Raw genomic sequence first — 11,707 nt, 5'->3', positions numbered from 1 at the left:
CGGACAACTACAAATCGCGTATCCTCTTGAGAAGTGCAGCCCGGATGGCAGCATGAGCAATCATCTCAGCAGACCATTCCCCGGGAACCTTGAAGAGCCCGTTTAGCGATGCACTGCTGCGCGTAGAACACCCATTCAATACTTAGGGTCCAGGCCGGACCGAGAAGTGCCGCAAAGCCAAGCAGCTCTTGCAGCATCGTGTAGTTCGCGAATACTTCGAAAATCCAGTTACGGCTCGACCAGTTAGCATCCCTGAACTCCAACAGTAGAAATAGCGTGAATGACACAATGTATATGGGGTATAGACGAAACATCCGCTTGACGAGGAAGGCCCGCACTTCGTCGCTTCTGAGGCTCATTGAGATGACGTAGCCGCTGACTAGGAAAAATGCCACGACGCCAGTTCGTCCAAGATCCAAGTAATTGCGGGTGAAGTGGTGAAATTCGGGAACGGTCCCATCTAGTAGGTGCGTCACCCCTACCATCAGAGCTGCAAGCCCACGAACCCACTCCAAAAACATGACCTTTTTCTGCACAGCATTCCCCCGACTAACTATCTCTCCCGTGACGCCCACTATATTTGACGCGGCCAACTCAGCGGATTCAATAGACCGCGTGCGTTGCTCAACGGAATTGCTTCCCTCGTGCCTACCCACCTCCGTGGGCAGTCGCCTCCTGTCATTCACGGCCATGGCATCTGGCATACCGAGTTTAGCTAGGACGGGACAACGTACGAATATTTGAAACCCGGGGGCTTCACGAATCCCGAGGAGGTCCACTGCTGGGTGTATGGCGAATACCCCAACGTGCTGGCCGGGGTTCCTCAATCGTTGCTGGCGACGTGCAGGTCGACGCCTTGTTGACGGGGAATGTGCCGGGCGAGCGGTGAAATAACGTTCTGGCTCTTCGGCAGCGAGGATCCAGAAACGCACATCGCCACAGTCGACAACGAGACGGTCTCCTAGGACATCTCGGAGAAACCGCTCCCTGCTTCGTGCCAGTTGCAGACCCTGCGCCGGTGGGGCCGGGGCGCGTTGGTTGAACGCGCTGAGCGTGGCTGGCTACGGCGGCGCAGCAGCCCGAGGCCGCAGCGTCAGGACAGAACAATTACGCGGTTCCGGCGAGGGGAGAGGAGCAATGTTCATCGTTTACGTGCTCGAAACCTGCCTTCGCATACAATCTCATTTATGGGGACAAAACAACACACGACCTTCTGCCCGGCATGCGACAAGGCAACTAACCACGTTACCCGCTATCAAAAGGACGACGGTGGCCCGCTGAGAGCTACAGTCCAGTGCGCTGAGCACTCTGAGGCGAAATAAGTAACGAGCTCGTCTCCGAACGCAACCGACTAGCGATGGCCGTTCACGATAGTCTCCCCGGCAGTCCGGAGTTAGACCACCGTCTGCGTCGCAAGTCGAAGTGTCGTAGCGGGACACAGCAGATTGCGAATAGTTCGGACCGGCTGGGCTGACGACGGCACTCGAAGGCGGAGCCGAACGCACGGATGGCCCAATCAATAAGGATAAGAACCTAGTCTCGCTCCGAATTTCTGTTATGTCGCAGGACATCGGTGACAGTTCTGCCTCAGGACAATAGTGACACTTCGGCCTTTCTTGGTGGTGACACTTCCAGAGGGTTAACGCGGCTTTGAGCGGCAGGGCGCGGGGCATGAAGAATGACTGGTGAATAAGAATGAGCCTGTCGATGCCCGTATCCGCCTTGCGATCGCCCAGTGGCCCGATGACGCGCCGCGCGGGTCCGTCACCTCGTTCTGCGTCGAGCATGGCATCACCCGCAAGACGTTCTACGCGATCCGTGCCAGGGCACGGAACGAGGGCCAGGCCGCAGCCCTGGAGCCGCGCTCACGCCGCCCGAAGACCTCGCCCACGAAACTCACCGAGGCCCTCAAACAAGAAGCGCTGAACGTGCGTGCCGCCCTGGAATCCTCCGGACTGGACCACGGGCCGATCAGCGTGCACGACAAGATGGTGTCCCTGAAAATGCAGGCCCCGTCCGTGGCCTCCCTGGCACGGATCTTCCGGGAAAAGAACGTGGCACGGCTCGAACCAAAGAAGAAGCCCCGGGCCGCATACCGCCGGTTCGTCTACCCCGCCCCGAACGCCTGCTGGCAGCTGGACGCCACCGAATACGTCCTCAGCGGCGGACGCAAGTGCGTGATCTTCCAGCTGCAGGACGACCATTCCCGCCTCGCATTGGCCACCCACGTGGCGGGCGGGGAAACTAGCGAGGCGGCCCTGACGGTCGTCAAGAAGGGCATCGCCGCCCGCGGGGTACCTCAAAGGATCCTCACCGACAACGGAGTGGCCCTAAATCCCTCACGCCGCGGATGGGAAGGACAGCTGGTCACCTACGTGACCTCGCTCGGCGTCGAGCCGATTACCGGCAAACCGTACAAGCCGACCACCCAGGGCAAGAACGAGCGGTTCCATCAAACCCTGTTCAGGTGGCTGGACAAGCAGCCCTTCGCCCGGTCCCACGCAGAGCTGCAGGCCCAGGTCGACCGTTTCGACCAGATCTACAACACCGAGCGCCCGCATCAGGGACTGCCGGGGCGCATCACCCCGCAGCAGTCCTGGGACGCCACGGTCATCGCCGAGGCGCCGAGGCCGAAACCCGTTCCGGTTCTTCCCGAGCCCCAGGGCCCAGGCCCGGTGTTCCCGCTGGTGGGTGCCGTCGAAGCAGCGCCCGACCCCGCCGGCGACGCGGCCGGGAGTATCTCAATGAACCAGCAACCAGAAGCACCTCCGGAGGCGGCATTAAGCACGATCACCGGCAGCATCGCCCATCCGGCAACCACTGGCAGCCGAAAACTGCGGGTCTATCCCAACGGCGTCGTCAACATCGGCAGAACACTGTTCTCCTTGACCACGGCGATGGGCGGCCGCATCGTCATCGCCGACTGGGACGCCGAGGGTATCGTCTTCGTCAGCACCGAGGGGGAAATCATCGTGGAGTACCTCTGGCCCCCGGAAGGCACTGCCTACATGGGCATCAGCAAGGCACGCGCCCGCTTCCGAAAATAGCCGCAGACAGGGGACCGTCACCGATGTCCGGAGACATGGAGTGTCACCATTGTCCTGAGGCAGAACTGTCACCGATGTTTCGAGACATCACACTCGCTCCGAATTTCTCGTCATTTTAATCCGCAGAACACGGCCCACAACTTCGCCGATGTGAAGATCTGTCGTCAGAGAACGACGCGCAGCAAATTCTGCATTTCTTAAGCCTCGCTTGTCCAGATTTTTTAGGATCACCGACGCTGTTGGCGGCGACGAATCGGCTGAAGGACACTAGCGTTCCTTGGGGGTCAGAACTTTGAGGTTTGTCTTGAGTTTTAGGCAGCGTTTTTCATCCGAGCATCGTCGATGTAGCCGTTGACGTGGCGGTCGATGGTGGCCAGGGCCTGGCGTAGTGGTGCCGGTGCTGGCGGTTTGTCGGCGGCCAGGAGTGGTCGCAGGAGCCGGTTGTGGACCTTGGTGTAGAACAGGGCGACGCGTTGACCCTCGGCGGTGGGGGTATAGGTGTTGCTGTGTGGCCTGCGTTCGATGAGTCCGTTGCGGCGCAGTCTGGCGAGGTCGTAGCTCATTTGGTTGGTGCTGTAGCTGGTGCCTAGCAGATGGTTCACCCGGGCACGCAGGCTCCGATTGGTGAATCCGAGGGCTGTGAGGCTGACACATAAGGCGCCGAGCAGGGCCATGACCCGTGGATCGCCGAACCGCAAGGCCGGGGCCCTCCTGCCATCCTCGGTGAGGGTGGACTGTGCGACCCGCTCAAAGGCTGGGCTCGCAAGGACACAACCCTGCCCGACACGTTCAGTATCGAGCAGGCGGGCGTTGATGTCACGGGCTTTTGTCTGCAGCTCGGGCAGATGCTCCAGGCGTCGGTGGCAGCGTAGGTCATCGGGCGAGTTCACGACGGTTTCGATACGCAGCGCACGGCCGTCTTTGAGGTATTGCTTGACGCGGGAGTGTTTGTAGAACGCATTGACGGTGACGTCGGTATCTCGCGTGACAACGTTGGTCTTGCAGAGTCCGGGGTCAGGCCGGCGGCCGCGGCGGCTGTGGGGCGCATGCCCGGTGAAGATCAGGCCGGCGGCCGCGGCGGCTGTGGGGCGCATGCCCGGTGAAGATCAGCTCGACGCTGTCGGGCCGGCCGATATCGAGATTGTCCGCCACGAGTGCCTCAAAGAAGCCGCGGGCGCGCCGGGGCGCGTCAAAGACCAGGGTCCTCGAGATCTCGACTTGGCGCATGGACAGCTCCCACCAGTACCCGGCGTCCGCGTCGTGATCGGTCAGCGGCAGGGGCAGTACGGCGAGCCAGCGCTGGAAGAAAACCTCGATGGTGCCCGGGCCGAGCCGGTCACAGATCTCCTGCAGCGCCTGCGGATCCTGGCAGCTGGCAAATCCGTTGGAGAGGGCGGTGAAGGCGATCCCGGCCTTCACCGCTTGGCGCTTGGCCCACTCGTGGCCGTTGACCCAGACCTTGATCGGATACGGGAAGTACGCGCACACCTTGATGAACGCCGGACCGAAGTCGGCATCCCAGAGGTAGAAGTAGAAACAAGTCACTCGCCGGTCTGCCTTATGGAAGCCAAAGCACGGGATGCCATTGGTGCCCTGGCGTTGGGTGGAGGCGAAGACATTCTGGTACTCCTGCGCCACGCCGATCGCGGCGACCCCGGACCGGCCGGTCCTCTCCTGAGCGCCCAAGTACCGGCGCATCACATCAATCTTCCGGTCCTCCTTGGCGATGCGGATCAGCGCGATGTGATTGGACTCGGCGAACAAATTCACCGACCGCCGAAAGTTGGTGCCGATCTTTTCCAGGATCGCCGGAGAAGGGATCCGATAGCCCAGATGCCTGGTCATGAACGAAACGACCTGGCCGCCGACCTGCAGGGTCGGGACATAGCCGTTGAGATAGATCCGGTCTAGGCACTGAATATCCAGGGCCACGTGGCCTTCGAGGACTTCATTGACATTAACCACCACAATCACCGCATCCCCTCAGCGAGCCTCCGATACCATCAGAATGCACCGCAGCGGACGGGCCGTCATCAGCGACAGCCGACCACCCACCTCGGCGGTCAGAGGCGAAGCCTCACTGGATGATTAATTCCGATTGGATTCAGTGGTCGTAGGCGATCACGGAGCGCTTGCGGGGCGCGTCGATGCGCCAGTTATGCCAGATTCCGGCTGCGAGGGCCAGGAGCCGGGCGGCGACGCGTGCGTAGACACCTTCGGTGGTTCGGCCGCCGTGTTGTTCGAGGGTGAGCTGGCCTTTGAGGGTATCGAAGACTGACTCGATCCATTGCCGGATGCCGCCGAGTTTGCCGAAGCGTGGCCTTTCGTCCTTGCGGTCGGGCCTGATCAGGTGGGCGCCGAGGTCTTCGGTGATGAACCGTTCGAAGTCTTTGCCGGAGAAGCCTTTATCGCCCAGGATGACCTGGCCGGCCTGGACGAGATGGTGGTCTTTTTCCAGCAGCGCCTGGGTGACTTCGCGTTCCCCGATCTTCGGGTTCGCCAGACCCCAGATCACAGGCATGCCGTCCGGGGTGCTGATCAGGTACAGGCGGAAGCCCCAGAAGTAGCGCGAATGGGAAGCGCAGTAGCCATAACCGGCATGACCGGAGAGGTCAGAACGCTTAAACGTCTCCCGCGACATGCCGCAGGGCAGCGGTGTGGAATCGACCAGCCGGAGCACGTCATGCCAGGACGGAGTGTCCTTGGCCAAAGCCGTGATCGTCGCGGAAATCAGCGTCCCGGCGGCCCGGAGTCGTTTGTTGTAGCCGGGCTGTTGCGGAATGGACGGGAACATGCCGGTCAGGTGCGTCCGGGCATACCGGATCCACCGGGTTTCGGAGGAGAACCCGAGCAGTTGCTGGGCCACCACCAGGCAGAGCAGCTCCGCATCCGAGAGGCTGGGTTTGCGCCCGGGCCGCCGGTCGCGTGACACGCCAAGATCAGGCAGGACACGGTCGGTGAGAAGGACATAGAGTGTGGTCAGGAGAGTGTTCAATTCGGGGTTCACATACTGGGTTTAACACTCTCCTGTGATCTCTCAAGACATCGGTGACAGTTCTGCCTCAGGACACTGGTGACAGTTGATGTCTCAGCACATCGGTGACAGTTCCTTCCGAAAGACGCGCGCTGCGAAAGCGGGTGAGGGACCTGCTGATCCCGACGTATCCGGTGCCTTCTGGTGGCCACGCGTATTCTGCGATGACCTCGCCCTCGGTGTTGGCGAACATGACACCCTCCTGGTCCCAGGCAGCAACGATGATTCGTCCGCTCATCCGCTTGGTCAGGGAGAACAGGGTTCTGTCAATATTGACGACGCCGTTGGAATAGACCCGGAGCTTCTGACTGCCGGTGACTGCCGGGTGGGAAATGCTGCCGGTGATTTTCTCGAACGCGCTGGTCTCGAGATCGGTTTCTGTCTCCAGGCCGGTCGTGGTGCTGTGGTCCGGTGCTATTCCGGTATCCACCACCGGTTCGGCAATGCTCAGAACCACTGGCACGGGTACGGGTGCGTTGGCTTCAAGAAGAACCGGGATTGGTTCCGGCCTGGGCGCTTCGGCGATAGCCGTGGCGTCCCATGCTTGCTGGGGTGTGGTGCGCCCGGGTAGCCCCTGATGCGGGCGCTGGGTGTTGTAGATCAAATCAAACCGGTCAACCATCTCCTGCAATCCTTGATATGTCGCGGCAAGGGGTTGCTTATCCAGCCACCGAAACAGGGTCTGATGGAAGCGTTCGTTCTTTCCCTGCGTGGTCGGCTTGTACGGTTTTCCGGTGATCGCCTTGACCCCGAGCGAGGTCACATAGGTGACCAACTGGCCTTCGACTCCACGACGCGAGGGATTCAGGGCCGCACCGTTATCCGTCAAGAGCCTTTGAGGTACCCCATGGGAGGCGATGCCCTTCTTCACGACTGCCAGGGCCGCCTCGCTCGTTTCACCGGAGGCCACGTGGGAAGCGACAGCGAGGCGTGAATGATCATCCTGCAGCTGGAAGATCACGCACTTACGCCCACCGGTGAGCACGTATTCCGTGGCATCCAGTTGCCAGCAGGCGTTCGGGGCCGGGTAGACGAACCTGCGGTATGAGGCCCGTGGCTTCTTCGTCGGCTCGGACCGGGCCACGTTCTTCTCGCGAAAGATCCGTGCCAGCGAAGCGGGCGAGGGTGCGTGCATGCCCAGGGCAATCATTTTGTCGTGCACGCTGATCGGCCCGTGATCCAGCCCGGAGGATTCCAGGGCGGCACGCACCTTCAGCGTGTCTTGCTTGAGGTCCTCGGACAGCCGGGTCGGTGAGGTCTTGGGGCGGCGTGAGCGGGGCTCCAAGACAGCGGCCTGTCCTTCATCCCGCGCCCTGGCCAGGATCGCATAGAACGTCTTGCGAGCNCGCGGTGCGTCATCGGGCCACTGGGCGATCGCGAGGCGGATACGGGCGTTGACAGGCGCATTCTTGTTCACCTGTCATTCTTTGCCATCGCACGGGCCTCCACCCAAACCGGTTAGCACCAGGGGAAGTGTCACCACCAAAACCCGCGAAAGTGTCACCGATGTGCTGAGGTCGAACTGTCACCGATGTCCTGCGACATAACAGGTTTAACACTCTCCGCCTGACTTTAAAGCCTCCACACCGACCAAGCCAATCGGAATTACTCATCTAGCGGGTGTAAGACAACGGTGACCATGCCGAGACTCTAATGGCGGTTATGTGGAATTCCACATAACCGCCATCATTTCGCCTACGCCAACATCGAACGATGGATGGCCGAAGGCACCGACGTCAACGCGATGCTGCCCTACCTCGCCCGGTATATGGGGCACGCATCGCTGGACAGCACCTTCTACTACATCCACACCTCGCCGGACTTCATGGAAGGCTACGCAGCACTCACCCACGACGGCCAAGGCGTGTTTCCGGAGGCGGGATTCGAATGAAACGCGCAACGCACGAACCGGCCCCCGACTTCTGGAGTTACGCCCGGAACTACCTGCACGACTTCCTGCCCAACGTCAGGGAAATGGCGCCGCGCAGCATCGAGGCGTACCGGATCAGTCTCGAAAGCTACGTCCACTACCTGGTCGCCGAGAAGCAAGTCCGCCGCCAGGAGATCGGCTTTGACCACTTCGACCGGCAGGTCCTCAAGGACTGGCTGGTCTGGATGCGGCAAACCAAGAACTACAGGCCCGCAACCATCGGCCTGCGCCTGAGCGCCGTCAAGGCCTTCCTGAATTTCGCGTCTGCGGAAGACCTCACCCTGGTCGCGGTTTACCAGGCTGCCAAGAACCTCAAGGCACCGGCCACACCGCGTAAACCCATCCAATACCTCCAAGAGAACGAGACGGCAGCGATTCTCGCCGCCTACGACGGCAAGGACGTGAAGTCACGCCGGAACCGCATGCTGCTCATCTTGCTTTACGACAGCGGTGCGCGCGTCGGCGAGATCACCGCGCTAGCCATTGATGACCTGGCACTGGCAAGACCGGCACACCTGACCCTCACGGGGAAACGGGATAAGAGCCGCGTCGTCCCCGTCGGAGAAAAAGCCGTCGAACACCTGCAGGTCTATCTCGACGAGTTCCACCCGCAACGCGCAAACCGGCACGCGACCCGGCCCCTGTTTTATACCTTCCACCGCGGTCAACCAACTGCCCTTTCCAGTGACACAGTCGCCGCGGTGCTCAAGAAAGCCGGGGACCTCGCCCGCGAACGGTGCCCTTCGATCCCGGGCAATCTCCACTGCCACATGCTGCGGAAGACCAAGGCCATGGACCTCTACAAGCAAGGCATACCGTTGCCGATCATCATGCAGCTGCTCGGCCACGAAAGCATGAGCACCACCTCTGCGTTCTACGCCTTCGCCACCCTCGACATGATGCGGGCAGCAATGAATGCCGCGACCCCGGCAATCAGCGACATAAGCATCGAGGCGCTCACCGACGACGAACTTCAACTGCTCTACACACTGAAATAGCACGAAACGTTAAGCCGAGGAACAGGCACGCGACCCCCGAACCACAAGCCCAAACTTCCCAACCTCGGCTGAACGTTTTTCTCGGCATAATCCGCGTGGAACACGACCCCGGCCGGGCTCCCGCCGCTCAGGATGCGCGTCATGCGGAGCGCCCGCTCGACCAAGGCGCCTGTTTGGACCGAGTCCATCGCCCACCGGTCACTCGCCGCGACCAGGCGTCCTGAACAGGACACACATACACCCTGCATTCATCGGTGCGGTCGCACCCGATGTCCGACCTCCAGACCGCGTCCAGGGCCCCGCTCTCCCACTATCGTGCCACCAGATCGGGGATGGAATGGTCCGGTACTCACCGCTCGGGGCCATGGTGCGGAAACGCCGCGGGGAGATCCCGTCCAGACGCTGCCTGCGCATCGACGAGGTCACGGTCGTCCAGTCAACGCGAATTCCGTTCCGTGGCAACGCGGACTGGATCCGCGGTGCCCTTAGATCCCGTAGATCCCGTACGAATCGGAATGAACACGCCGCACCGTCGCATCCAGCTCCGCACTCACTATGGCCCGTGCCGGCGACTCCGGGAGGCTTCTTAGGTGTCAGGCTTAGGCGGACCGGGACACCTCCAGAGCCGTGTCAATTTACGTCGTGTCATTTGCACAAGAACACCTTCCGGCTCCAGGGATCCCGCTCAGGTGTCCATCAACAGAGGTGAACGCCACAGCGTGGGCTCCCGGCCGACGGCATGCATACCAAGTTCACCGCAGTAGTCGGTCGAATCAAAGCTGGGCTCGGATCATCGGCGTACGTGACGTGATCCCTGCACTCGTCCGTACCAATCGATAACATCGACTTCCGACGGGCTATTTTCGATCAGCTGCAGTCCGTGCGCGTATATTGGGTACGCAGACGTTCCTAGTGTTTGACGACAAAGTCGGCACCGATTCGTTCCGGTCCCTCAAGAAGGCCCAGTTCGTAGCGCAGCATTATATACGAATATGTCGAGACCGATAGTCACCCGATAAAGAAGTAATACTTGGCGGGGAACGGTCCTCTACCTTGCAATAAAATAGCAGCGGACGGTGAGCCGGACTGTTGGCGCCCTGATGCTGGCTCAGGTATGACAACGGATTCACTCATCGTGGAAAGCCCGTTGCTTGAGCCGTTACTTACTTGCTCGTACGCGTACGACTTACGGAGAGATTAATGGGAAAGCATCTATTTTTGGCACACTCGGCGGCTCCATCTGGGGCAGAACTGGGCATGCTTCGCTTGACAGAGCAGCTTCCCCATGCCGAGACAGTTGTTGTGTTTGCAGAAGAAGGGCCTCTCATCGACAGATACCGCGAAGCGGGAATTAACGTTGTCGTGAGGGAAGCTTTGGCCGGAAACGTGAGTCGTCAAGAACGTTCAGTGGCGAGAAAGTTGGCGGCCATCGCCGAATTCGTCCGCTACGGTTGGCGATTAGGACGGTGGGCTACTCAAGACGGAGTTACACTCATCGTCGCGAACTCTGTGAAATCACTCATTTATGGTTCAGTGGCAGCCCTGCGCGCCCGAGTTCCCATCGTGTGGAGTGTGCATGACAGGATATCCCCGGATTACTTTCGCTGGACGGACGCTCTCCTTATTAGAGCGGCTGGTCGCTTTTTGCCCGCGGCCTATATCGTAAACAGTCAGGCGACTCTCGACACAATCTGGTGCGGTAAGAAGCCAACGCTCATCAGTCCCCCCGGCATTACACCAGCTAGCGAAGGCAGCCCAATACAAGATGGAATCGAAAGCCTGAACCAAATCGTCATGGTCGGCCGCTTGTCACCTTGGAAGGGTCAGCTGCTTTTTATCGAGGCCTTTCGCCGCGTGTTTGCGCATACAAGGGTTAGGGCAGTCATAGTTGGAGATGCTCTATTCGGGGAACACGAGTACGCCCAAAAAGTCCGCGCGGCTGCCGCTCAAAGTGGATGTTCCGAACGCATCATTTTTACCGGCAATATAAAGGATGTTAGGGGGATTCTGCTGAATTCCCAAATACTAGTGCACGCGTCGATTATTCCCGAACCATTCGGCAGTGTGGTCGTTGAAGGCTTGGACGCCGGGTGTGCAGTGATCGCAACCACGCCAGGGGGGCCATCCGAAGTGATTTCTGATGGACACAACGGACTCCTCGTGCCCTGCGGCGACGTTGATGGCATGGAATCGGCTCTGAGGAAGCTATCCGGTGATGCGGCGCTCCGACAAGAATTGGCGAAACACGGTTCAGTCCGTTCGAAGGACTTTGACGTAAGGACGCTGGCGAAATCAATGGCCGCTTGGTTGAACGCTATCGAGTCCGGCGCTCCTACAGAAAGAAATTCTTCAAGCATTCCCGCGAAAGTGCACTGAACTGGGTAGCACGGCACTCAGGTTCCCGATTAGCACTACACTCCGAAGGCAACCAGCAGCCAATCGATGGTTGCTGTCCTGTTTGCCTCAGGAAACTGAAGCAGCGCGGTTGGGGTAGTTCGCTTCATCGAGCTGGACGATGAAGATCTCGCCGCTGACGCCTATTGGTCAAAGTTGAACTCCTCAAGTTCGTTGGGCGCCGGCAACAGCAACGCCTGGATTGGGGGCTCTTCAAGGTTCCCGGGGAATGGTCTGCTGAGATGATTGCTCATGCTGCCATCCGGGCTGCACTTCTCAAGAGGATACGCGATTTGTAGTTGTC

The 11,707-nt window shown here is 60.2% G+C and carries 9 protein-coding genes; 4 read left to right on the top strand and 5 right to left on the bottom strand.

The window, feature by feature from the left end:
- Positions 1–65: 65 nt before the first annotated feature.
- On the bottom strand, positions 66–536 hold the full coding sequence (locus ACX80M_RS20585; protein ID WP_459310330.1) for an acyltransferase family protein: 471 nt from the start codon (positions 534–536) through the stop codon (positions 66–68).
- Positions 537–1,685: 1,149 nt separating this feature from the next.
- Between ACX80M_RS20585 and ACX80M_RS20580 the strand changes: the two genes are divergently transcribed.
- Positions 1,686–3,047 (top strand): integrase core domain-containing protein, encoded by a 1,362-nt coding sequence (locus ACX80M_RS20580; protein WP_445260450.1) that lies wholly within the window; start codon positions 1,686–1,688, stop codon positions 3,045–3,047.
- Positions 3,048–3,358: 311 nt separating this feature from the next.
- On the opposite strand, the gene ACX80M_RS20575 is transcribed toward ACX80M_RS20580, so the two are convergent.
- From ACX80M_RS20575 to ACX80M_RS20560, 4 genes are all read right to left on the bottom strand, one after another.
- Entirely contained in the window at positions 3,359–4,141 is a 783-nt protein-coding gene (locus tag ACX80M_RS20575; RefSeq protein WP_459310329.1) for a helix-turn-helix domain-containing protein, read from the bottom strand.
- On the bottom strand, positions 4,062–5,021 hold the full coding sequence (locus tag ACX80M_RS20570; protein WP_459310328.1) for a hypothetical protein: 960 nt from the start codon (positions 5,019–5,021) through the stop codon (positions 4,062–4,064). Before ACX80M_RS20570 ends, ACX80M_RS20575 begins: the two co-directional genes overlap by 80 nt.
- Positions 5,022–5,151: 130 nt before the next feature.
- On the bottom strand, positions 5,152–6,054 hold the full coding sequence (locus tag ACX80M_RS20565) for an IS982 family transposase (protein ID WP_459310327.1): 903 nt from the start codon (positions 6,052–6,054) through the stop codon (positions 5,152–5,154).
- A 55-nt stretch (positions 6,055–6,109) separates the two neighbouring features.
- Positions 6,110–7,498 carry an integrase core domain-containing protein gene (locus ACX80M_RS20560; RefSeq protein WP_459310326.1) on the bottom strand — a complete coding sequence of 463 codons (1,389 nt, stop codon included), beginning with the start codon at positions 7,496–7,498 and terminating at the stop codon, positions 6,110–6,112.
- A gap of 300 nt (positions 7,499–7,798) precedes the next feature.
- Between ACX80M_RS20560 and ACX80M_RS20555 the strand changes: the two genes are divergently transcribed.
- From ACX80M_RS20555 to ACX80M_RS20545, 3 genes are all read left to right on the top strand, one after another.
- The gene (locus ACX80M_RS20555; RefSeq protein WP_459310325.1) at positions 7,799–7,972 is read left to right on the top strand and encodes a hypothetical protein; all 174 of its coding nucleotides are present in this window, start codon (positions 7,799–7,801) and stop codon (positions 7,970–7,972) included.
- The gene (locus ACX80M_RS20550; protein ID WP_459310324.1) at positions 7,969–9,009 is read left to right on the top strand and encodes a tyrosine-type recombinase/integrase; all 1,041 of its coding nucleotides are present in this window, start codon (positions 7,969–7,971) and stop codon (positions 9,007–9,009) included. The genes ACX80M_RS20555 and ACX80M_RS20550 overlap by 4 nt, the downstream gene beginning before the upstream one ends.
- A gap of 1,200 nt (positions 9,010–10,209) precedes the next feature.
- A complete protein-coding gene (locus tag ACX80M_RS20545) occupies positions 10,210–11,385 on the top strand; it encodes a glycosyltransferase family 4 protein (RefSeq protein ID WP_459310323.1) in 1,176 nt (391 codons plus the stop codon).
- Positions 11,386–11,707: the final 322 nt, after the last annotated feature.

It is taken from the genome of Pseudarthrobacter sp. MDT1-22, from assembly GCF_054511035.1.
The sequence above is the reverse complement of the archived record's forward strand: the minus strand, read 5'-3'. Positions and strand labels throughout refer to the sequence as shown.